This window comes from Streptomyces maremycinicus (assembly GCF_001184025.1).
Taxonomy (GTDB): Bacteria; Actinomycetota; Actinomycetes; order Streptomycetales; family Streptomycetaceae; genus Streptomyces; species Streptomyces maremycinicus.
Genome location: NZ_BBYG01000016.1, coordinates 328,197 through 349,373 on the forward strand (window position 1 = coordinate 328,197; position 21,177 = coordinate 349,373).

The 21,177-nt window shown below is 72.6% G+C and carries 20 protein-coding genes; 12 read left to right on the forward strand and 8 right to left on the reverse strand.

Going from position 1 to position 21,177, the window contains the following annotated elements; translation table 11 throughout:
* Positions 1-32: 32 nt before the first annotated feature.
* Positions 33-1,586: a sugar ABC transporter ATP-binding protein gene (locus AOQ37_RS24735; protein ID WP_062646970.1), complete on the reverse strand. Its 1,554-nt coding sequence runs from the start codon at positions 1,584-1,586 to the stop codon at positions 33-35.
* A complete protein-coding gene (locus tag AOQ37_RS24740) occupies positions 1,573-2,670 on the reverse strand; it encodes a substrate-binding domain-containing protein (RefSeq protein ID WP_062646972.1) in 1,098 nt (365 codons plus the stop codon). The genes AOQ37_RS24735 and AOQ37_RS24740 overlap by 14 nt, the downstream gene beginning before the upstream one ends.
* Before the next feature lie 553 nt (positions 2,671-3,223).
* Here AOQ37_RS24740 and AOQ37_RS24745 point away from each other — a divergent pair.
* Genes AOQ37_RS24745 through mtnB form a run of 3 tightly spaced genes read left to right on the forward strand, consistent with a single transcriptional unit; the run spans position 3,224 to position 5,159 of the window.
* Complete coding sequence (locus AOQ37_RS24745) at positions 3,224-3,823, forward strand: 1,2-dihydroxy-3-keto-5-methylthiopentene dioxygenase (RefSeq protein ID WP_062646974.1); 600 nt, start codon at positions 3,224-3,226, stop codon at positions 3,821-3,823.
* Positions 3,820-4,554 carry an acireductone synthase gene (mtnC, locus tag AOQ37_RS24750; protein WP_078890337.1) on the forward strand — a complete coding sequence of 245 codons (735 nt, stop codon included), beginning with the start codon at positions 3,820-3,822 and terminating at the stop codon, positions 4,552-4,554. Before AOQ37_RS24745 ends, mtnC begins: the two co-directional genes overlap by 4 nt.
* The gene (gene mtnB / locus AOQ37_RS24755; RefSeq protein ID WP_062646976.1) at positions 4,551-5,159 is read left to right on the forward strand and encodes a methylthioribulose 1-phosphate dehydratase; all 609 of its coding nucleotides are present in this window, start codon (positions 4,551-4,553) and stop codon (positions 5,157-5,159) included. The genes mtnC and mtnB overlap by 4 nt, the downstream gene beginning before the upstream one ends.
* Positions 5,160-5,464: 305 nt before the next feature.
* On the opposite strand, the gene mtnA is transcribed toward mtnB, so the two are convergent.
* Complete coding sequence (gene mtnA, locus AOQ37_RS24760) at positions 5,465-6,496, reverse strand: S-methyl-5-thioribose-1-phosphate isomerase (protein WP_062646977.1); 1,032 nt, start codon at positions 6,494-6,496, stop codon at positions 5,465-5,467.
* Positions 6,497-6,876: 380 nt separating this feature from the next.
* Between mtnA and AOQ37_RS24765 the strand changes: the two genes are divergently transcribed.
* From AOQ37_RS24765 to AOQ37_RS24800, 8 genes are all read left to right on the forward strand, one after another.
* Positions 6,877-7,932 (forward strand): BMP family ABC transporter substrate-binding protein, encoded by a 1,056-nt coding sequence (locus tag AOQ37_RS24765; RefSeq protein ID WP_062646979.1) that lies wholly within the window; start codon positions 6,877-6,879, stop codon positions 7,930-7,932.
* Complete coding sequence (locus tag AOQ37_RS24770; protein ID WP_062646983.1) at positions 7,913-9,463, forward strand: ABC transporter ATP-binding protein; 1,551 nt, start codon at positions 7,913-7,915, stop codon at positions 9,461-9,463. Before AOQ37_RS24765 ends, AOQ37_RS24770 begins: the two co-directional genes overlap by 20 nt.
* 96 nt (positions 9,464-9,559) lie before the next feature.
* Positions 9,560-10,612 (forward strand): ABC transporter permease, encoded by a 1,053-nt coding sequence (locus AOQ37_RS24775; protein ID WP_062646985.1) that lies wholly within the window; start codon positions 9,560-9,562, stop codon positions 10,610-10,612.
* Entirely contained in the window at positions 10,612-11,478 is an 867-nt protein-coding gene (locus tag AOQ37_RS24780; protein ID WP_078890338.1) for an ABC transporter permease, read from the forward strand. Before AOQ37_RS24775 ends, AOQ37_RS24780 begins: the two co-directional genes overlap by 1 nt.
* Positions 11,475-12,233, forward strand: coding sequence for a nucleoside phosphorylase (locus AOQ37_RS24785; RefSeq protein WP_062646987.1), 759 nt, complete (start codon positions 11,475-11,477; stop codon positions 12,231-12,233). Before AOQ37_RS24780 ends, AOQ37_RS24785 begins: the two co-directional genes overlap by 4 nt.
* Positions 12,230-13,525 (forward strand): amidohydrolase, encoded by a 1,296-nt coding sequence (locus AOQ37_RS24790; RefSeq protein WP_062646988.1) that lies wholly within the window; start codon positions 12,230-12,232, stop codon positions 13,523-13,525. The genes AOQ37_RS24785 and AOQ37_RS24790 overlap by 4 nt, the downstream gene beginning before the upstream one ends.
* 138 nt (positions 13,526-13,663) lie before the next feature.
* Positions 13,664-14,335, forward strand: coding sequence for a FadR/GntR family transcriptional regulator (locus tag AOQ37_RS24795; RefSeq protein ID WP_062646990.1), 672 nt, complete (start codon positions 13,664-13,666; stop codon positions 14,333-14,335).
* 214 nt (positions 14,336-14,549) lie between these two features.
* Positions 14,550-15,485 (forward strand): PAC2 family protein, encoded by a 936-nt coding sequence (locus AOQ37_RS24800; RefSeq protein WP_062646991.1) that lies wholly within the window; start codon positions 14,550-14,552, stop codon positions 15,483-15,485.
* A gap of 85 nt (positions 15,486-15,570) precedes the next feature.
* On the opposite strand, the gene mshC is transcribed toward AOQ37_RS24800, so the two are convergent.
* The 4 genes from mshC to AOQ37_RS24820 all read right to left on the reverse strand — a co-directional run bounded on the left by mshC (position 15,571) and on the right by AOQ37_RS24820 (position 19,098).
* The gene (mshC, locus tag AOQ37_RS24805) at positions 15,571-16,800 is read right to left on the reverse strand and encodes a cysteine--1-D-myo-inosityl 2-amino-2-deoxy-alpha-D-glucopyranoside ligase (protein ID WP_062646993.1); all 1,230 of its coding nucleotides are present in this window, start codon (positions 16,798-16,800) and stop codon (positions 15,571-15,573) included.
* Positions 16,801-16,912: 112 nt separating this feature from the next.
* Positions 16,913-17,746 carry an Rv2133c family protein gene (locus tag AOQ37_RS24810; RefSeq protein ID WP_107085286.1) on the reverse strand — a complete coding sequence of 278 codons (834 nt, stop codon included), beginning with the start codon at positions 17,744-17,746 and terminating at the stop codon, positions 16,913-16,915.
* The gene (locus tag AOQ37_RS24815; protein WP_062646997.1) at positions 17,710-18,300 is read right to left on the reverse strand and encodes an Rv2134c family protein; all 591 of its coding nucleotides are present in this window, start codon (positions 18,298-18,300) and stop codon (positions 17,710-17,712) included. The genes AOQ37_RS24810 and AOQ37_RS24815 overlap by 37 nt, the downstream gene beginning before the upstream one ends.
* 111 nt (positions 18,301-18,411) lie before the next feature.
* The gene (locus AOQ37_RS24820) at positions 18,412-19,098 is read right to left on the reverse strand and encodes a histidine phosphatase family protein (RefSeq protein ID WP_062646999.1); all 687 of its coding nucleotides are present in this window, start codon (positions 19,096-19,098) and stop codon (positions 18,412-18,414) included.
* A gap of 62 nt (positions 19,099-19,160) precedes the next feature.
* Between AOQ37_RS24820 and corA the strand changes: the two genes are divergently transcribed.
* Positions 19,161-20,156 (forward strand): magnesium/cobalt transporter CorA, encoded by a 996-nt coding sequence (gene corA, locus AOQ37_RS24825; protein WP_062647001.1) that lies wholly within the window; start codon positions 19,161-19,163, stop codon positions 20,154-20,156.
* 139 nt (positions 20,157-20,295) lie between these two features.
* On the opposite strand, the gene AOQ37_RS24830 is transcribed toward corA, so the two are convergent.
* Positions 20,296-21,084, reverse strand: coding sequence for a ferritin family protein (locus AOQ37_RS24830; protein ID WP_062647002.1), 789 nt, complete (start codon positions 21,082-21,084; stop codon positions 20,296-20,298).
* Positions 21,085-21,177 lie beyond the last annotated feature (93 nt).

Here is a 21,177-nt window from a genome sequence, read left to right on the forward strand (position 1 = left end):
TGGTTCCTGGGCCTTCGTGGGGCCGGCCGGCGTCAGACGGACGCCGAGATGGTCTGGATCACTCGGTCGCGCTCCGCGTCCTCGCCGTACGCGTCGAGATGCACCTCGCCGGCCGCGAGGACGACGACCCGGTCGGCGACCTCCAGGACCTCGTCGACGTCGGCGGACAGGACGAGGACGGCCGCGCCCTCCGCGGCGAGGGCGCGGGCCCGGCGGCCGATGTCGCGCCGGGCGCCGATGTCCACGCCTCGGAACGGCTCGTCCAGGATGAGGACACGCGGGGTGTGGGCGAGCCAGCGGCCGACGACGACCTTCTGCTGGTTGCCGCCGGACAGTTCCTCGACGGTGCTGTGCTCGTCGCGGGTGACGACACCGAGTGCGTCGATCGTCTCGCGGCCGAGGGCGTCCTCCTTCGGCCGGTTCATCAAACCGGCCCGGGAGAAGGACTTCAGGAACGGCAGCGAGATGTTCCGCGCCACCGACCAGCCGGGCACCAGGGCGTCGGCGTGCCGGTCCTCGGGGACGAGGTGGACGCCGGCCCGGATGGCGTCGGAGGGCCGGCGGGGCGCGTAGGCCCTGCCGTCCAGTTCGACGGCGCCGGCGGCGAAGGGCTCCGCGCCGAACAGCCCGCGGGCCAGCTCGGTCTTGCCCGCGCCCAGCAGACCCACCACGCCGGTGACCTCCCCGGCGCGCAGGTCGAGGTCGAGGGGGGCGCGGCCTTCGAAGAGGCGCACGCCGCGCAGCGACAGGGCGACCTCCCCCGGGTCCCCCTCCCTCACGGGCCGGGCGGTGGTCACCTCCTGGGACTGCCGGGCCGGCCCGAGTCGCAGCATCGCGCGCAGCGCCGCGTCCCAGTCGAAGGGCCTGGCCTGGTCCTCGGTGAGGTGACCGTCGCGCAGGACGACCAGCCGGTCGGCGAGGGCGTCGATCTCGCCGAGCCGGTGGGAGACGTAGAGCACGGCGATGCCGTCCTCGCGCATCCGCTCGATGAGCGAGAACAGCCGCTGCGCCTCGGCGGCGGAGAGCGCCGAGGTCGGCTCGTCGAGGACGAGCAGGCGCGGGCGGGTCGCCAGCGCGCGGGCCAGGATGAGCAACTGCCGGTCGGAGATGCCGAGTTCGCCGACGTCTTGGCGGAGCACGGCGTCGCTCCAGGCCAGGCCGAGGCCGGCCTGGATCTCCCGGGCCCGGGCGAGCGTGGTGCGTCCGCTCAGGAACGGGTTGCCGCGCTGCTGCGCGAGCTCCTCGAAGACCAGGTTCTCGGCGACCGTGAGGCCGGGCACGATGCCCTCGCCGATCCGCTGGTGCACCGTCTGGATGCCCAGCTGACGGGCGGCCAGCGGCGAGGCGAGGGCGACCGGGGTGCCGTCGACGCGCACCTCTCCGCCGTGGTCCGTGTGGACGCCCGAGAGGATCTTGATCAGCGTGGACTTGCCGGCGCCGTTCGCGCCGAGCAGCGCGACCACGCTGCCCGGTGCGATGTCCAGCGTCACGGAGGCGAGCACCGTCTTGCCCCCGAAGGCCATGCTGACGTCGGTGAGACCGACCGCCGGGACCGCGGGCGGGGCACCGGACTCAGTGGGCGACATTCGAGATCCAGTCGGCGGTGGAGACCTGCGACAGGTTCAGCGCGGGCAGCGCCTCGCGCAGCTGGTCCATGTTCGTGATCTTCTTCTCGCGCAGGAAGTCCTGCGTGATGGCGACGGCCGGGAACTCGACGGAGGTCTTGTTCAGCTGACCGGCCAGCTCCAGCGCCGTGGTGCGCACGACGGCCGCGCCGACGGCGGACGGGTCGGTGCCGGCCGTGGCGACCCACGGGCTGTCGGCGGCGGTCATCTGCTGGATGTCGGCGTTGGAGACGTCGGCGCCGAAGACCTTCACCTTGTCCTGGAGCTTCTTGTTCTGCACGGCGAGCACGGTGCCCTTGGCGAGCTCGTCGTAGGGCGCGAAGACGCCGGCCACGTCGGAGTGCTGGGTGAGCGCGGCGGAGACGAGGGGAACGTTGTCGGTGGCCGTGGAGTCGGTGACCTTGCCGACCTTGAACTGCTGCTTCCAGGCCTGGGCGGCGACCGTGGACTTCCAGACGGAGTCGCGCTTGTCGAGGGCGGCGTAACCGGCCACGTTGACGTAGCCGACCTCGGCGTCCCTGCCGACCTCCTTCGCCATCACGTCGAGGACCGCCTGGGCCATGCTCGCGTCGTCCTGCTTGGTGGAGACGACGCCCTTGGTGGCGGTCTCGACGTCGTAGACGACGACCTTGATGCCCTTCTTCACGGCCTTGTCGATCTCGGGCTGGATGGTCGCCGGGAAGCCGTGGTCGATGATGATCGCCTTGGCCCCGGAGTTGATCGCCGAGGAAAGGTCGGTGGCCTGCTTGGCGTTGTCGGCCTGGGCGTCGTACACGGTCAGGTCGATACCGAGCGCCTTGGCCTGGGCCTTCGCTCCGTTGCCCCACTGCTCGAAGTAGTCGCCGGCGCCGCTCTGCCGGACCAGGGCCACCTTGACCGCGCCCGCGCCGAAGGGGGCGGGCTTCTTGCCGGTGGCGGCGGCGGCCGGGGCGGCGGCGTTGCCGGTGTCCTTGGACGCGTCGGTGGACTGCGCGCAGCCGGAGAGGACCAGGGCGGAGACGGAGGCCAGCGAGAGCGCGGCGAACGGCAGACGGACACGGGACATGAGGGGCTCCAGGTGCAGGGTGACGCGGAGGGATGGGGCGAGGGGAGGCGAAGCGGGGGTGCGTGAGCCCGGAGCGAAGGACGGGAACGGGTCACCGTGCGCGGCGGGGCGCGCCCCGGGAACGGGGGCGCGGCGGAGCTCCGGGAGGGGTCAGCGACAGCTGGCCGTGGTCGACCGGAGCAAGTCCACGTACAGCCGCCGCACGAGCAGCAGCGTCTTCATACGGAGATCATGGGAACGATTTCAGCCACCCGTCAAAGGAATGGACGCCGGATCTCAATATCCGAGACAACGATTACGTCACAGGCTGTGCCGGTACCGTCGGGAGTTACCATCACGGAACCGGCATCCGACCCGGCACGGTGAGGCCCCGATGACGTCATATCGCGCGAACGCGCCGCGCATGCCCCGCATGCGGCGCTGTCCCGGCGCGCCGTGTCGCGGCTGAGTGACCGTCCCCGCCGCCCGCCTCTCCCCCCGCTTCCCCCCGTCTCCCCCCGTCCGATCCGTCTCGGTATCCGGACATCCCTTTCAGAATCCTGGAGTTGCTTCCATGACGCTGCTGACGACCTGGTCCGAGTCCGGCCCGGAGACCCTGGTCCGCCGTACCTCCGACCCCGCCGAGATCGCCGCGGCCCTCCAGCCGCTGGGCGTGCGCTACGAACAGTGGCCGGTCCGCGCGGACGTGCCGTTCGACGCCGACAGCGAGACGGTGTTCGCGGCCTACGGCCCCGAGATCGAGAAGCTGAACGCCCAGGAGGGCTTCACCACCGTCGACGTCCTCGGCCTGCACCCCAGCGACGACCCGGAGTTCCCGGCGAAGGCGAAGGCGGCCCGCGAGAAGTTCCTCCAGGAGCACACCCACGACGACGATGACGAGGTCCGCTTCTTCGTCTCCGGCTCCGGCATCTTCTACCTCCATGTGAACGGCGAGGTGCACGCCGTCCTCTGCGAGAAGGGCGACCTGCTGGGCGTGCCGCGCGGCACCACCCACTGGTTCGACATGGGCACGAAGCCCTCCTTCACCGCGATCCGCTTCTTCCACGAGGAGGACGGCTGGATCGGCAGCTTCACCGGCTCCACCATCGCCGGCCGCTTCCCGGACTACGACACGATCGCGGCCGGGCACGCGGCCGACCGGGCCGCCGCGTGAGCGTGCCGGGTCTGACGTACGACGTGGACGCCGTGGTGCTCGACATCGAGGGCACCACGAGCGCCACGGGCTTCGTGGTGGACGTGCTGTACCCGTACTCGCGCGCCCGCTTCGCCGAGCTGCTCACCGAACGGGCCGGGGAGCCCGCGGTGGCCCGGGCGATGGCGCAGGTGCGGGAGCTGACGGGCGAGCCGGACGCCGACGCCGCCGCGATCGAGAAGACGCTGAACGCGTGGCTCGACGAGGACCGCAAGGCGACCCCGCTGAAAAGCCTCCAGGGCGTCATCTGGTCCGAGGGCTTCGCGCGCGGCGACCTCGTCTCGCACTTCTACGACGACGTCGTGCCGCGGCTGCGCGCCTGGCACGCGGCGGGGCTGCGGCTGTACGTCTACTCGTCGGGATCGGTGTCCGCCCAGCGGGCGTGGTTCACCAACAGCCCGGTGGGCGACCTCACCCCGCTCGTCTCCGGTCTGTACGACACCGAGAACGCCGGTCCCAAGCAGGAGCCGGGGTCGTACCGCCGTATCGCCGCGGCGGCCGAAGCGGCGGCCGACCGGCTGCTGTTCCTCTCCGATCGCCCCGGCGAGCTGGACGCGGCCCGCGAGGCCGGCTGGCACGCGGTCGGGATCCGGCGGCCGGGCGAACCGTATTTCGAGCAGGGCGTCGGCGACCACGCGCAGGCGGGGACGTTCGACGAGATCACCGTAAGCAACTCCAGGAGCACTTCATGACCGCCGACCTCACCGCACTCGACCTCGAGGAGGCCGGGGCGGTCCTCGCCGCGGAGTCCGCCCGCTTCGCCTCCTTCGGCTGGATGCGCGGCACCTCGGGCAACCTGTCGGTGGTGCTCGGCCGCGACCCGCTGCGGCTCGCGGTCACCGCGAGCGGCCACGACAAGGGCGAACTGACGCCCGCGGACGTGGTGCTGGTGGACGGCGACGGCGCCGCGGTGCACGAGGGCAGGCCGTCCGCCGAGGCCGAGCTGCACGCGCGCGTGGCCGCGCTGACCGGTGCGGGCGCGGTCGTCCACGTGCACACGGTGGCCTCCGTGGCGCTCGGCCACCGGCACCCGGGCGGGATCGTCTTCCGGGACCTGGAGATGCTCAAGGGCGTCGGCCAGCCCGCGCACGACGTCGAGGTGACCCTGCCGGTCATCGCCAACAGCCAGGACATGAAGGTCCTCGGCGACCGCCTGGAGGCGGCCCGCGAGCCCCGGATGCCGGCGGTGGTCGTGGCCGGACACGGCCTGTACGTGTGGGGCGACAACCCGCGCCAGGCCCGCCACCACACCGAGGTCGTCGAATGGCTCCTCGAACTGGAGCTGACGCGGCGCTGACCGCGAGGAACGGGCGCCGCCCGCGAGGGGCACGGGACACACCGAGGGCCACGGTCGGCCGACCGTGGCCCTCGGTGTGTCCGGCACGGCGGGCGCACACGGCGTGGCGGCGGGTTCCGCGAGCCGGGCGCGCACCGCGTGGCGGCGGGTTCCGCGAGCCGGGCGCGCACCGCGTGGCGGCGGGTTCCGCGAGCCGGGCGCGCACCGTGGCGGTGGGTTGCGCGCGGCGGGCGCACCGCGTGGCAGGTGCGTGCGCGTTGCCGGTGGGCTCCGCGTTGCCGGTGGGCTCCGCGTCGCCGGTGGGCTCAGCGCAGCCGGTCCCCCGGCAGCTCCCCCGTGGAGACCTCCAGTACGCCCCGCTCGGTGACCAGGCCCGTCACCAGCCGGCCCGGGGTGACGTCGAAGGCCGGGTTGTGGCCGCGCGACCCGGCGGGCGCCGTCCGCACCCCGCCCCACTCCAGCACCTCGTCCTCGCCGCGGAGTTCGATGTGGATGGCGGAGCCGTCCGGTGTCGCGAGATCGACCGTGGTGGTGGGCGCCGCGACCAGGAACGGGATGCCGGCGTCGGCGCAGGCGAGGGCGATCCCCACGGTGCCGACCTTGTTGGCGGTGTCGCCGTTGGCCGCGATGCGGTCGGCGCCCACGATCGCCGCGTCGACCTCGCCGCGCAGGATGGTGCCGGCGGCGGCCCCGTCGGCCTGGACGAAGTGCGCGATGCCCTCGTGGACCAGCTCCCAGGCGGTCAGGCGGGAGCCCTGGAGCAGCGGGCGGGTCTCGTCGGCGTAGACCAGCTCGAGGCGTCCGCGCGCGTGCAGTTCACGGATGACGCCGAGGGCGGTGCCCCAGCCCGCGGTGGCCAGCGCGCCGGTGTTGCAGTGCGTCAGGATACGCAGCGGGCGGTCCGCGCCGACCCGCTCCAGCAGCCAGTCCGCGCCGAACGCGCCCATCGCGCGGTTCGCCTCGACGTCCTCGCGCTGGACCGCGGCCGCCTCGGCCAGGACCGCGTCGAGCCCCTCGTCGAAGCGGGTCATGACCCGGTCCACGCACACCATGAGGTTCACGGCGGTCGGACGGGCCTCGCGGACGCGGGCGACTGCCTTGCGCGTCTCGTCGGCCGTCCAGCCCTCGCGTTCACCCTCCAGCAGCGCGATCGCCACTCCGTAGGCGCCGGCCGCGCCGATCGCGGGGGCGCCGCGGACGACCAGCCGCCGGATCGCGTCGACCAGAGTGTCCACATCGTGGACTTCGACGGTCGCGGTGCGGTGCGGCAGGGCGGTCTGGTCGATCAGCGCGAGGCCGGTTCCGGTCCACTCGACGGCGCGCAGTTCCTCGGACATAACGGGACGCTCCTGGTGTTCCATTGGTGTTCGACACCGTACATGACCTCGAAGAACCCTTGAGGAACAGCGGGCGAACCACAGTTCGAGACACCCCGACGGATGTCCGGAAACGAGTGTTAGAGTCCAGCACCTGCATCCGCAGGGCGATACCAGCATCCCGCAGAACGAGACGAAGGGGGAACGCATGCCGCTGCTCACCAGGCGCCGCTTCCTCGACTTCGGCCGCTGCGCCGGCGACGGCTGTCGCGGCTGAGTCCGTCCCCTCGGCCCTCCCCCGCGGCCTCTGCCGCACCGAGCACCGTCGCTCAACTCACTCCGCCGTGCGCGCGCACTCCAGCATCGTGATGCGTCTCTCGGCATACCCGGAAGGTTCCCCGATGCCCCGCAGACACCGCCGCTCCGCGCAGCTCGCCGCCCTCGCGACCGGCACCGTGCTCCTCGCCACCGCCTGCAACGCGGCCGCGGAGAAGGACGACTCCGCCTCCGCCGCGACCGGCGGCAGCGGCAAGTCCTTCACGCTCGTCACCCCCGACGCCGTCGGCCAGAACGAGTTCCTGAAGCTCGCGGTGACCGGCGTCAAGAGCGCGGCGAAGCAGCACGACGGGACCCAGAAGGTCTACGAGTCCACCGACACCGCCTCCCAACAGCAGAACGTGCAGGCCGCGGTGGACGCCGAGCCGGACGTCGTCGTCCTCGTCGGCTTCGAGTTCGCCGACCTCGTGGCCCAGCAGGCCGAGAAGAACCCGGGCCAGCAGTTCCTGATCATCGACGCGTGCACCACCAAGACCTTCAAGAACGTCAGTTGCGCGGTCTTCCGCGAGCACGAGGGCGTCTACCTGGCCGGCGCCGAGGCGGGGCTGCTGAGCAAGTCCGGCAAGGTCGGCGCGGTCGACGTGCTCGACACGCCCCAGTTCCGCCGCTACAGCGACCCGTTCGCGGCCGGCGCCGAGAAGGTAGCCGCGAAGACGGAGACCTCCACCCGCTTCGTCGGCGGCCAGTCCCCCTTCGACGACTCGGCCCGCGCCAAGGAGCAGGCGAACACCCTGCTCGCCAAGGGCTACGACCAGATCATGGCGGCCGCCGCGGCCGGCAACTACGGCGTCTTCGAGGCCGCGAAGGCAAAGGGCGCGTTCGCCTACGGCGTCGACGTCAACCAGTGCGCCTCGGCGCCCGGCACGGTCGTCGACAACGTGATCAAGCGCACGGACATCGCGGTCGAGAAGGGCATCGAGACGGTGCTCGGCGGCACGACCGGCACGACCGTCTCGTACGGCCTCAAGGAGGGCGGCATCAGCCTGACCGGCCTGGAGGACGGTGTGGACACGTCGAAGTGCGTGATCGCCGACCACAAGGACGTGCTGACGAAGGTCGAGGCGCTGCGCGACCAGATCGTCTCCGGAGAGCTGAAGGTCGATGACCCCGCCGCCTCCTGAGAACTTCGCCGTCGAGCTCCGGGGGATCACCAAGCGGTTCCCCGGCACGCTCGCCAACGACGCCGTCGACCTGACCGTCCGGCACGGCGAGATCCACGCCCTGATGGGCGAGAACGGCGCGGGCAAGTCCACCCTGATGTCGGTCCTCTACGGCATGGAGCGCGCCGACGCCGGGTCGATCCGGATCGACGGGCGGGAGGTGCGCTTCACCAGCCCCTCCGACGCCATGGCCGCGGGGCTCGGCATGGTCCACCAGAGCTTCAAGCTGTTCGACTCGCTGACGGTCGCCGAGAACGTCGTCTACGCCGCCGAGCCGCGCCGCTTCGGTCTGGTGGACCGCGCCGCGGCCCGCCGCCGGGTGCGCGAACTCGCCGACGAGCACGGGCTGGCCGTCGATCCCGAAGCCCGGGTGGGCGATCTGCCGGTCGGCCTGCGCCAGCGCGTGGAGATCCTCAAGCTGTTGCACCGGGGCGCCCGGACGCTGATCCTCGACGAGCCGACGGCGGTGCTCACCCCGGCCGAGGCGGACAGCCTGTTCGGCGTGCTCAAGTCGCTGACCGCGCGGGGCCGTACGGTCGTCCTGGTCACCCACAAGCTGCGCGAGGTGCTCGAGGGCAGCGACCGGGTGACCGTGCTGCGGGACGGCCGGGTCGCCGCCCGGCTGGTCACCTCCGACACCACGGCCGACGAGATCGCCGCCGCGATGACCGGCCGCGCGGTGGAACTGGACCGCGTCCACGCACCGGGAACGCCCGGTGAGGCGGTTCTGCGGGTCACCGGGTTCAGCACCGACTCCGTCCACGATGTGGACCTCAGTGTCCACGCCGGGGAGATCGTCGGTGTCGCGGGGGTCGCGGGGAACGGCCAGAGCAAGCTGGTCGAGGCGCTGGCCGGACTGCGTCCGGTCGCCGCCGGACGGGTCACGCTCCTGGGCGCCGACATCACCCACGCCTCGGCAACCGAGCGGCGTCTGAAGGGGCTCGCGTACGTCCCCGAGGACCGGCACGCCGTCGGTACGGCCCCCGCCGCCTCGGTCGCGGACAACCTGGCGATGGGCCACCACCGCACCACCCTGTCCACCCGCGGCCTGCTGCCGCCGGCGGCCGTCCGCGCCCACGCCCGGCGGCTCGTCGAGCGCTTCGGCATCAAGGCGGCGACCACCGAGGTGCCCGCCTCCGCGCTGTCCGGCGGCAATCTCCAGAAGCTGCTCATCGGCCGCGAACTGGCCCATGAGGCACCGCTGTTGCTGGTCGAGCAGCCGACCCGGGGCGTCGACATCGGCGCCATCCAGAACATCCACGACCAGCTGATCGCCTACCGCGACGCCGGTCACGCCGTCCTCCTCGTGTCGGCCGAGCTGAGCGAGATCCGCGGCCTCGCGGACCGGGTGCTCGTCCTGTACGAGGGCCGGGTCGCGGCCTCGTACGCCAAGGAGGAGGCGGACGAGCGGACCCTGGGCCTCGCGATGGCGGGCGCCCCCGCGGAGGCCACGCACGAACACGAGCCCCCGGACACGAGTCCACGGACCTGAGCGAGCCCCCGGACACGAGCCCACGGACCTGAGCCCACAGACATGAGCACCCTGACATGAGCACCCTGACATGAGCCCTGACATGAGCGCACAGACATGACACGGATATCCGGAGCCCTGCGCTCCCCCCTCACCTTCTCCGTCCTCGCGGGCCTCGTCATCGGCGCGCTGTTCCTGCTCGGCACCGGCGCGGACCCGATCGCGGCCTACGAGGCCGTGGTGACCGGCGCGCTCGGCGCCGACGGCATCGGCTCGACCCTGACCACCGGCACCAGTGTGCTCGGTCTGGCGCTCGCGCTGGCGATCCCGCTGCGGGCCGGGCTCATCAACCTCGGCGGTGACGGGCAGATGGTGCTCGGCGGGATCACCGCGGCGGTGACCGGTCTGTACTCGCCGCTCCCCGCCCCCCTCACCGTCGTGCTGGCCCTGCTGGCCGGTATGGCTGCGGGCGCCGGATACGCCGTCCTCGCCGCCCTGTGCGAGAACCGCCTCGGGGTGCCGCTGCTGGTCAGCAGCCTGCTGCTGAGCTACCCGGCGGTGTCGCTCGCCTCCTACCTGGCGCGCTACCCGCTCAAGGAGCCGGGCTCCAGCCTGCCCCAGACCCGTGCGCTGCCGGACGGGGTGGCGCTGCCCGCGTTCGGCGACTCCACGGTCACCCTCGGGCTCGTCCTGGTCGCGATCGCCGCCGCCGCGTACTGGTTCACCGACCGGCGCACCGCCGTCGGCTACGAGATCCGCATGACGGGCCTCAACCCCCGCTTCTCCGCGTACGCGGGCGTCGAGCGCCGGGGCCTGACCCTGAGGCTGATGGCGCTCTCCGGGGGCCTCGCCGGACTCGTGGGCGCCATCGGGGTGCTGAGCTTCCCCTATCGCTTCGTGGACGGCTCGCTGACCGCTCCCGGCTACACCTGGACCGGCCTCACGGCGGCCCTGCTCGCCGCGGCGGCCCCGCTCGGCACGGTGGTCGCCGCGTTCTTCTTCGCCGTCCTCCAGGTCGGCGGACTGGCGATGGAGCGCACCACCGAGGTGCCGCGCGAACTGACCCAGGTGCTCCAGGCGATCGTGATCGTGTTCCTCGCGGCCCGGCTGCGCTTCCCCGGCCGCTGGTTCGCCTTCACCCGCCGCACGCGGGAAAGCGGGGCGGTGTGATGTTCCTCGACTCCGATCTCCTCATGTCGGCGCTGCGCGCGCTCACCCCGATCCTGCTGGCGGCCCTCGGCGGCGCCCTGTGCGAACGGGCCGGGGTCTTCAACATCGGCCTCGAGGGCATGATGCTGATGGGCTGCTTCACCTCGGTGGCGACCAGCTGGTTCACCGGCAGCCCTTGGCTGGGCGTCCTGGCGGCGGCCCTCGCGGCGGCCGCGTACTCGCTGGTCCTGGCGGTGGGCGCGGTCACCCTGCGCGGGGACGCGGTGGTCCTCGGCATCGCCATGAACCTGTTGGCCGTCGGCCTGACCAGCTTCCTGCTGCGCACGGTCTTCGGCGTGCAGGGCACCTTCGACGATCCGTCCCTGGCCGGGCTGCCGCTGATCGGTGGGTTCACCCCGCTCGCGTACCTGTCGTGGGCGGCGGTGGCGGTCGCCGCCCTGCTGCTGTCGCGGCATGTGTGGGGGCTCCGGCTGCGCGGGGTCGGCGAGGCGCCCGACGCGGCGGCCACCCTCGGGGTGAGCCCGGCCAAGTACCAGTACGGCGCGATCCTGCTGTCGGGAGTGCTGTGCGGACTCGCGGGCGCCCAGCTCGCCCTCGGAAACGTCACGTTGTTCACGGAGAACATGACGGCGGGCCGTGGTTGGATCGCTGTCGTGGCCGTCATGCTGGGCCGCGCCGCGCCCCTGGGTGTCCTGCTCGCCGCGCTGCTGTTCGGGCTCGCCGAAGCGGCCGGGTTCCGCCTCCAGGGTCTCGGCCTGCCGCAGCAGGCGACCGACGCCGCGCCCTATGTCGTCACCCTGGGCGCCCTGTTCCTCACGACGGCCCGCCGCCGTCGCCGCCCCCGTACCACCGGAGCCGTCCAATGACGCAGGATCTGCTGCCCGTCACCCGCATCCCGCGCACCGGTCTCCCGGCGCACGCCGTGGTCGTCGGCGACCCGGCCCGCGCCGCGGCCGTCGCCGCGCTGCTCGACGGCGCAGAGGAGGTCTCGTACCACCGCGAGTACCGGGTGTTCAGCGGAAGCTGGAAGGGTCTGCCGGTCGTCGTCGCCTCGCACGGGGTGGGCGCGCCGGGCGCGATCCTGCTGTTCCAGGAGCTGGCCGAGGCCGGCGTGCGCACCTTCCTGCGGTTCGGCACGGCGGGCGCCATGAAGCCGGGCATCGGCGACGGCGACCTCGTCATCGCGGAGGCGGCCGTCCGCGACGACGGCGTCACCCATCAGCTGCTGCCCCCGGAGTACCCGGCGGTGTCGGCGCCCGAGGCGGTCCTCGCCCTCCAGCGCGCGGCCCGCGAGGCCGGCGCCCCGCACCACCGGGGCCTCGTGTGGACCCGGGCCGCCTTCCAGCCGGGACTGCTCCCGCTGTTCTCCTACGACGGCGCCGGGCTCGCCGCCATCGAGATGGAGCTGTCCGCGCTGCTGGTCACGGCCTCGCTGCGCGGCCTGGTCGCGGGCGGCGTGCTGGTGATCGACGGGGCGAACGCCGACGAACTGGTCGACGAGGAGGCCACGGGCGGCTACGACCCGCACCGCGAGGTCGTCGCCGCCGGTGTCGAACGGGGAGCGGTGGTCTCGCTCGAGGCGCTGCGGCTGCTCGCCGAGGCGGAAGGGGAGCAGGCGTGAGCATCGACCTGCTGGTGCACGGCGGCGACGTCCTGACGGTGGACGACGCCGGAACCGTCGTCCCGGGCGGGGCGGTCGCGGTCCACGAGGGCGGGATCCTCGCCGTGGGACCGGCCGACGAGCTGCGCGAGCGCTACACCGCCGCGGAGGAGATCGACGCCGCCGGGTGCCTCGTCCTTCCCGGACTGATCAACACGCACACCCACCTCGCGATGACGCTGCTGCGCGGCCGCGCCGACGACGTCACCCTCCAGGGTTTCCTGGAACGGGTCCTGAAGTGGGAGGCGGAGCTGCTGGCGCCGGAGAACGTGGCGGCGGCGGTGCGGCTGGCGGTCGCCGAGAGCCTGCGGGCCGGGGTGACCTCGGCGCTGGACATGTACTGGTTCCACGAGGCGGCCGAACGGGCGGCCCGCGAGGCGGGCTGGCGGCTGCACACCGGCCCCACCTTCATGGACGTGCCCGGGCCGCCGGACGGCATCGCCTACGAGGAACGGCTCGGGTGGGCGCGGCGCGACCTCGAGGCCCGCGGGCCCGCCCGGTCCGGGCACCGGCCGGTCGTCTTCGCGCACTCGGCGTACACCCTCTCTCCCGAGCAGCTCACCGAAGTCTTCGCGCTGGCCCGGGAGTTCGGTGCGCTGGTGCACATCCACGCGGCCGAGAACGCCACCGAGGTCGCCACCGTCGAGGTGCGGCACGGGAAGCGGCCGGTGGAGCTGCTGGACTCCCTCGGGCTGCTCGGCCCGGACGTGCTGCTCGCGCACGCCGTCGACCTGACCGCGCTCGAGATCGTGGCGCTGGCCCGCACCGGCACGGCCGTCGCCCACTGTCCGGTGTCGAACCTGAAGCTGGGCTGCGGCATCGCTCCCGTGCCGCGGCTGCTGAGCGCGGGCGTGACGGTGGGCCTGGGCACGGACGGCGCCGTCAGCTCCAACTCGCTGGACCTGCTGGGTGCCGTACGGCAGGCGGCGCTGGTGCACAAGGCGGCGGGCGATCCGACGGCCGTCGGCGCCGAGCAGGCCGTACGGATGGCGACGATCGAGGGCGCGCGGGCGCTCGGGCTCGGCGAGCAGCTCGGTTCGCTGGAGGCGGGCAAGCGGGCCGACCTGGTCGTCCTGGACCTCGCGGCGCCGCATCTGCGGCCGCGCCACGACCCGTGGTCGACGCTGGCGTACGCGGCTCACCCCTCGGACGTGCGGGACACCGTCGTCGACGGGCGGGTGCTGATGCGGGACCGGGAGCTGACCACGGTCGACGAGCGGGCCGTGATCGCGGAACTGGAGGCACTGCTCTGATCTGCCCCCATAATGACCCTGAGACATCCGATGTCTGATCCGACGACATCCGGATCCGGGAATCCGGATCCGACAGGTGGATCCGGCATCCGGAGCTGATGTCCGGGTCCGTTGTCCGGGCGAACAGGGAGGCCGGTCGTGGCAGTCACCGATGAGGCGATCGAGAAGATCAAGGGCATGATCGTCTCGGGTGCGCTGCGCCCCGGGGACCGGCTGCCCAAGGAGAGCGAGCTGGCCGCCGACCTGGGGCTGTCCCGCAACTCCCTGCGGGAGGCGGTGCGCGCCCTGTCGCTGATCCGGATCCTGGACGTGCGGCAGGGCGACGGCACCTATGTCACCAGTCTCGATCCCCAACTGCTCCTCGAGGCGCTGAGTTTCGTCGTCGACTTCCACCGCGACGACACGGTCCTGGAGTTCCTGGCCGTGCGCCGCATCCTGGAGCCGGCCGCCACGGCGATGGCCGCCCTGCGCATCAGCGAGCAGCAACTGGACGCGCTCGAAGCCCAGTTGGACAAGCTCGGCGCCGATCCCTCGGTGGAGGAACTGGTCGCAGGGGACCTGGAGTTCCACCGCGGCATCGTGCAGAGCGCCGGCAACTCGGTGCTCTGCTCGCTGCTCGACGGGCTGTCCGGGCCCACCACCCGGGCCCGGATCTGGCGCGGCCTGACCCAGGAGGACGCGGTCGCCGGCACGCTGCGCGAACACCGGGCGATCCTGGCGGCCCTGCGCGACCGGGACGCGGAGGCGGCGCGGTCGTGGGCGACGGTGCACATCGCGAGCGTGGAACAGTGGCTGCGCTCGACCCTGTGAGTCGGACCGCGCTCGGCCCTGGGGGTCCGCGGCACGTCCGCCCTGTGTACCGCCTGTGTGCCGGTGCCGTGAGTCGGTTCCGGCAAGGGGTGTTCGGGGGTGGCGATCGGGGCAGTGATCCGTTCACTCCCCCGTACAAGGGGGCTGCGAGCGCCCCCGCGGAACGCCGTAAGGTTGGGTGGTCAAGCGAGGGCACGTCGGAAGGAGGCGCTGGGTGATCGAGCTCGAGGGGGTTCCCGAGCTGATCGACCCGGTCATGGTGGCCGCGTTCGAGGGCTGGAACGATGCCGGCGACGCCGCCTCCACCGCGGTCGGGCACCTGGAGCGGGAGTGGAAGGGCGAGGTGTTCGCGGCGCTGGACGCCGAGGACTACTACGACTTCCAGGTGAACCGCCCCACGGTGTGGATGGACGCCGGCGTGCGCAAGATCACGTGGCCGACGACAAGGTTGTCGGTGGTGCGGGTGGGCGGCGAGAAGCCACGCGACCTGGTGCTCGTCCGCGGCATCGAACCGTCCATGCGGTGGCGCTCGTTCTGCAACGAGCTGCTGGGCTTCGCGCACGAGCTGGGCGTGGAGCTGGTGGTGATCCTGGGCGCCCTGCTCGGTGACACCCCGCACACGCGTCCGGTGCCGATCAGCGGGACCACGTCCGACGCGGACCTGGCGCAGCGGATGGACCTGGAGGAGACCAAGTACGAGGGGCCCACGGGCATCGTCGGTGTCCTCCAGGAGGCGTGCACGCACGCGGGGGTGCCCGCGGTCAGCCTCTGGGCGGCCGTGCCGCACTACGTCTCGCAGCCGCCGAACCCGAAGGCGACACTGGCCCTCCTCAACCGCCTGGAGGACCTGATCGACGTGCGCATCCCGCTGGGCGAGCTGCCCGAGGACGCGCGTGCCTGGCAGGTGGGCGTGGACCAGCTGGCCGCCGAGGACTCCGAGGTCGCCGAGTACGTGCAGACGCTGGAGGAGGCGCGGGACACCGCGGAGCTGCCGGAGGCGTCGGGCGAGGCGATCGCCCGCGAGTTCGAGCGCTATCTGCGGCGGCGGGACGGCGGCGGTCCGCCGGACCCCGGGGAGCGGACCCGGCCCCCGAAGCCGCCGAAGCCGAGCGGCGACGCCTCCGACGACAGCGATTCCTCGGAGGACTAGCACGGCGGGCGGACAGGGGTACGACGAGGGGCGGTGCGCGTCGGCGCACCGCCCCTCGTCGTACCCGGTGTACGGGCGCCTACGGCTACAGCGCCACGCCGAGCAGGGCGTCCACGGCCCGTGAGACGACGCCGGGGGCGCCGATGTCCGTACCGCCGTGCTCCTGCTGGAGGGCGGCCCAGCGGTCGACGGCGGCCAGCGCGGCCGGGGCGTCGAGGTCGTTGCCGAGCGCCTCGCGGATCTCCTCGACGAGCGCCTCGGCGGGCGGCCCGTCCGGCCGGGAGACGGCGGCCCTCCAGCGTCCGAGCCTGGCCTGCGCGTCGGTGAGGACCTGGTCGGTCCACTCCCAGTCGGCCCGGTAGTGGTGGGCGAGCAGGGTGAGCCGGATCGCGGCGGGGTCCACGCCGTCCTGGCGCAGCTTCGAGACGAAGACGAGGTTGCCACGGGACTTGGACATCTTCTCGCCGTCCAGGGCGACCATGCCGGCGTGCACGTACGCCTGGGCCATGGGGAACTCGCCGGTCAGGACCTGGGCGTGGGAGGCGCCCATCTCGTGGTGCGGGAAGGCGAGGTCGGAGCCGCCGCCCTGCACGTCGAAGCCCATCCCGAGGTGGTCGAGGGCGATGGCCACGCACTCGATGTGCCAGCCCGGCCGGCCGCGGCCGAGCGAGCCGCCGTCCCAGCTGGGCTCGCCCTCGCGGGCGGCCATCCAGAGCATCGGGTCGAGCGGGTTCTTCTTGCCGGGGCGGTCCGGGTCGCCGCCGCGTTCGGCGGAGAGCAGCCGCATGGCGGCCGCGTCCAGGCCCGAGACCCGGCCGAAGTTCGGGTCCGACCCGACGGAGAAGTAGACGTCGCCGTCGAGCTCGTAGGCGGCGCCGGCGTCCCGCAGCCGCTCGACGAGCGGAACGATGCCGGGTATCGCCTCGACGGCACCTATGTAGTGCCGCGGCGGCAGCATCCGCAGGGCCGTCATGTCCTCGCGGAAGAGCGCCGTCTCCTTCTCGGCGAGGGCGACCCAGTCGACGCCGTCGCGTTCGGCCCGCTCCAGGAGCGGGTCGTCGACGTCGGTGACGTTCTGGACGTAGTGAACCTGCCGCTTGGTGTCGAGCCACACGCGCTGAACGAGGTCGAACGCGTTGTAGGTCGCCGCGTGACCGATGTGGGTCGCGTCGTACGGCGTGATGCCGCAGACGTAGATACGGGCGACGGGACCGGGGTCGAGGGAGACCAAGCCGCCGGTCGCGGTGTCGTGGATCCTCAGGTCGCGGCCCTGACCAGGCAGGGCGGGGACCTCGGAAGCGGGCCAGGCATGCATGTCATGAGCCTAACCGGACGGAAGTTGCGTATACGAACCGGAGCAGGCCAGATGGCCGGGAAGGCCCTCTTGTGCGATGCGGCCCGTTATGCGTGCCGCCCGTGCGGGGCGGTCAGACCGGGGGCCAGGGGATGGCCGGCCACTCGCCGCTCGGCTCCGGGTGCTTCCCGGCCGCCAGCAGCGCCTCGGCACGCGCGCGCGTGGCGTCGACCTCGGCGGGGGTGAGGAGCGCGGCCAGGGTGAGCGCCAGCCGCCCGTCGGGTTCCAGGGCGCCTCTGAGGCCCTTGAGCACGTCGACGGCCTCACCGGTCAGCGGCTCCCCCGCCCAGCCCCACAGGAGGGTGCGCAGCTTGTTCTCGGCGTTGAAGGTGACGCCGTGGTCGATGCCGTACAGCCGGCCGTCGGCGGTGGGCAGCAGATGGCCGCCCTTGCGGTCGGCGTTGTTGATCACCGCGTCGAGGACGGCGAGCCGGCGCAGCCGTTCGTCGTCGGCGTGCACGAGCAGCGCGGTGCGGCCCTCGCCGGCCTCGGCGAAGCCGATCGCCCGCCAGCCCGGCCCGGGTTCCTCCCCGTCCACCAGGGCGAGCAGTTCGGCCTCCGGGGCCGTCTCGATCCACAGCTGGCACATGCCCTCGCCGTACGGACCGTCGCGCAGCACGGTGGGCGGCACGAGGCCCCAGCCGGTCGCCTCGGAGACCTCGTAGGCGGCGACCTCGCGCTGGGCGAGGGTGCCGTCGGGGAAGTCCCACAGCGGCCGCTCCCCGGCGACGGGCTTGTAGACGCAGGCGGCTTCGCGGCCCTCGTGCGCGACGGTGCAGTACAGGGCCGCGTTCGAGGCGTCGCGGATGCGCCCGCGGACGGTGAGCTCGCCGCGCGCGAGGAGTTCGGCGGCGGCCGGGTCGGTGGTCGTCACGCCCCCCGGCGGTATCCGTTCTGGCGCGGACATACGTGTCCTTCCGGGTCGAGCGGCAGACTGCACAGCGGACACGGCGGCCGGCCCGCGTTGACGACGTCGAGGGCGCGTTTGGCGAAGGCCCGCGCCTGCGCGCCGGTGAGCCGGACCCGCAGCATCGGGGGCCCGTTCTCCTCGTCCTGGAGAAGCTTCTCCTCGGCCTCGGCGAGGTCCTCCTCGGAGTCCGCGTCGAGCTCCACGAGGGCCTGCGCCTCGACGATCATGCGCTGTTCCTCGCCGTCCCAGGCGAGGGCCATCGTGCCGACCCGGAACTCCTCCTCGATCGGCGTGTCGAGGGGAGCCGTGTCGGTGTTCTCGGCGGGCGACATCGCGGGCACGGGGGCACTGCCGCCGCTTCGGCGCACGACCTCGTCCAGCAGTTCGTCCATGCGCTCGGCGAGCGCGGCGACCTGTGTCTTCTCCAGGGCCACGCTGGTCACCCGGGGGCCGGCGGTGGCCTGGAGGAAGAAGGTCCGGCGCCCGGGCAGTCCGACCGTACCGGCCACGAAGCGGTCCGGGGGGTCGTAGAGGAACACCTGACGGGACACGTCCTGTCTCCATGGGAATCGTGGGTCATCGTGGGCCGGGGAACGAGTGGGGGAACGTCCCTGCGGGTACGCGCGCGTTTGCGGACCGCTTCACCCTACTGCGGCCGACGATCACGGTGCGCCCGCACCACCCCCGACCGTCGCGTCCCCGGCCGGCGGCTCCTCGCGCGGGGCCAGCGACGCGAAGTCGCCGGTGTCGCCGAGGCGCACGAGAAAGGGGCGCAGCCGGGTGTAACGGATCGCGGTCACGGAACACGGTTCCACGGAGATCCGCTGGAAGAGGTCGAGATGAAGCCCGAGGGCGTCCGCCACGAGCGACTTGATGATGTCGCCGTGCGAACACATGAGATAGACGGCGTCGGCGCCGTGGTCGCGCTCCACGCGCGCGTTCCACTCCCGTACCGCCTCGGCGGCGCGGGTCTGCATGGCCCGCATGGACTCGCCGCCGGGGAACGCGGCGGCCGAGGGGTGCGCCTGCACGACCTCCATCAGGGGTTCGTCCGTCAGTTCGGCGAGTTTGCGTCCGGACCAGTCGCCGTAGTCGCACTCCCCGATCCGCTCGTCGGTGTGGACGCGCAGCCCTGGGCGGGCGTCCAGGAGCGGCCGGACCGTCTCCTGGCAGCGCTGGAGGGGGCTTGCGACGACCTCGGCGAGGGGCAGCGCGTCGAGCCGCCCGGGCAGGGCGGCGGCCTGCGCGGCTCCGCGCTCGTCGAGGGCGACGCCGGGGGTCCGGCCGGCGAGCAGTCCGGAGGTGTTGGCGGTGGACCGGCCGTGCCGGACGAGGATCAACGTGGGCATGCGGCCCAGGGTAGGCGTACCCGGGCGTGCGCCGGTGAGCGTCCGAAGGGAGAATCCGCCGAGTGATCGTCGACTGCGCTGTCTACCGTGACGGGCACCGGACGCGGGGCCCGGAGGACTTCTCGGACGCCCTGGCCGAGGCACGGGCCGCGGGCGGTTTCGTGTGGATCGGGCTGCACGAGCCCACGGAGAAGGAGTTCGACCACGTCACGCACGAGTTCGGTCTGCACCCACTGGCCGTCGAGGACGCCCTGAAAGCCCACCAGCGGCCCAAGCTGGAGATCTACGACGACTCGCTCTTCGTGGTGTTCAAGCCGGTCGTCTACGAGGCCGAGAGCGACTCGGTCTCCTCCGGTGAGGTGATGGTCTTCCTCGGTGACGGCTTCGCGGTGACCGTCCGGCACGGCGAGGGCGCGCCGCTGGCCGCCGTTCGGCACCGGCTCGAGCACGAGCCGCAGCTGCTGGCCAAGGGCCCCACGGCCGTGGTGTACGCGATCGCCGACGCCACGGTGGACCACTACCTGGACGTGGCCACGGAGCTCCAGACGGACCTGGAGGAGCTGGAGGCCGAGGTGTTCTCACCGGACGGCGGCGGCACACGGAACACCGCGTCGCGGATCTACCGGTTCAAGCGTCAGATCCTGGAGTTCCGCCGGGCCACCGGTCCGCTGGCGCCGCCGCTGATCCGGCTGGCGGGCACCAGCGCGGCCGTACCTGAGGTGCCCTTCGTGGACGAGCGGGCGCGGCCCTTCTTCCGTGACGTCAGCGACCACCTCACGCGGGTGAACGAGTCCGTGGAAGGGCTGGACCGGCTGGTCACCGACATCCTCTCGGCGCACCTGGCGCAGATGAGCGTCCGGCAGAACGACGACATGCGGAAGATCTCGGCGTGGGCGGCGATGGCCGCGATCCCCACGATGATCGCGGGGATCTACGGGATGAACTTCGAGCACATGCCGGAGCTGCACTGGGTGTGGTCGTATCCGGCGGTGATCGCGCTGATGGCCGTGCTCGAGGTGCTGTTGTACCGGTTGTTCAAGCACCGCGGCTGGCTCTAGGTACGCTGCGCGGGCCGTGCGCTCGGGCCCGGGCGTGCGCCGCGGGCGTGCGCTCCGGGCGTGCGCTTCGGTCCGGGCTCGCGGCCGGAGCGCGGGGTCCGGGGTCCGAGCTCAAGGTTCAGGGCTCAGGGTTCAGGGCTCAGGCGAACTCGGGAGCCGTGACCGCCGGACCGCCGAGCGCGTCGCGGCGCTCGGGCATCTCCAGGGAGACCATCCGCCGCCAGCCGGCGAACCGCTCCCACGCGTACACGGCGTGGATGCCGGCCGCGAGGAGCGCCGACCTGGCCCTCGGCCAGCCGAGGATGTCCCCCATGTGGGCCATGACGGCAAGGCTCACGTCGCGGTAGATCCGGATCTCGGCGAGCGCGCACGAGCGGAGCGTCTGCTGGATGGCGCGGCCGTGTCCCGCGCGGGCGAGACGCAGCAGCTCCTCGTGGCAGTAGGCGAGGTGGTTGTCCTCGTCGTTCGAGATCATCTTGACCGCGCGGCCGAGGTCGGGGTGGTCGCCGAAGTGCCGCCGCAGCAGCTCCATCTGCTCGGAGGCCCGCTGCTCGGTGACCCGGCTGTGGGCGAGGTAGGTGACGATGTCGTGCACGGTCAGCGGATGGTCGGCCCGGAGCCGGTCGTGCGCGAGGCCGATGCCGGCGCGCTCCAGGAGCATCGTGTAGTCGGTGTCGCGCGGGACGGGCACCGGGGCGAGCCCGCGCTTGCGCATCAGGGCGTTGAAGATCCGCCCGTGCTTGTCCTCGTCGGCGCCGTGCCGGGCGATCTTGGGAGCGAGGTGGTGCTCGCTCTGCGGAACGAGCGCGGCGATCCGGCCGTTCTCCCAGCCTCCCTGCGACTCCCCGCCGGCGGCGATGGAACAGAACAGCGCGAAGGACTCGTCGTTGTCGATGATCTCCTGGAACAGACTCTTGGCCGAAAGCATCGTGGGGCACCTCTCCGCATCGCGCAGGATTCCGCAGCATTCCGCAAGGAACGAGTCAAATGCGGCACGGGAGGCACTGCAACAGCTGTGTCG

Coding starts and splice junctions, on each gene's coding strand:
- AOQ37_RS24735 (WP_062646970.1), bottom strand. CDS start 1,586: ATGTCGCCCACTGAGTCCGGTGCCCCGCCCGCGGTCCCGGCGGTCGGT.
- AOQ37_RS24740 (WP_062646972.1), bottom strand. CDS start 2,670: ATGTCCCGTGTCCGTCTGCCGTTCGCCGCGCTCTCGCTGGCCTCCGTC.
- AOQ37_RS24745 (WP_062646974.1), top strand. CDS start 3,224: ATGACGCTGCTGACGACCTGGTCCGAGTCCGGCCCGGAGACCCTGGTC.
- mtnB (WP_062646976.1), top strand. CDS start 4,551: ATGACCGCCGACCTCACCGCACTCGACCTCGAGGAGGCCGGGGCGGTC.
- mtnA (WP_062646977.1), bottom strand. CDS start 6,496: ATGTCCGAGGAACTGCGCGCCGTCGAGTGGACCGGAACCGGCCTCGCG.
- AOQ37_RS24765 (WP_062646979.1), top strand. CDS start 6,877: ATGCCCCGCAGACACCGCCGCTCCGCGCAGCTCGCCGCCCTCGCGACC.
- AOQ37_RS24770 (WP_062646983.1), top strand. CDS start 7,913: ATGACCCCGCCGCCTCCTGAGAACTTCGCCGTCGAGCTCCGGGGGATC.
- AOQ37_RS24775 (WP_062646985.1), top strand. CDS start 9,560: ATGACACGGATATCCGGAGCCCTGCGCTCCCCCCTCACCTTCTCCGTC.
- AOQ37_RS24780 (WP_078890338.1), top strand. CDS start 10,612: ATGTTCCTCGACTCCGATCTCCTCATGTCGGCGCTGCGCGCGCTCACC.
- AOQ37_RS24785 (WP_062646987.1), top strand. CDS start 11,475: ATGACGCAGGATCTGCTGCCCGTCACCCGCATCCCGCGCACCGGTCTC.
- mshC (WP_062646993.1), bottom strand. CDS start 16,800: ATGCATGCCTGGCCCGCTTCCGAGGTCCCCGCCCTGCCTGGTCAGGGC.
- AOQ37_RS24810 (WP_107085286.1), bottom strand. CDS start 17,746: ATGTCCGCGCCAGAACGGATACCGCCGGGGGGCGTGACGACCACCGAC.
- AOQ37_RS24820 (WP_062646999.1), bottom strand. CDS start 19,098: ATGCCCACGTTGATCCTCGTCCGGCACGGCCGGTCCACCGCCAACACC.
- AOQ37_RS24830 (WP_062647002.1), bottom strand. CDS start 21,084: ATGCTTTCGGCCAAGAGTCTGTTCCAGGAGATCATCGACAACGACGAG.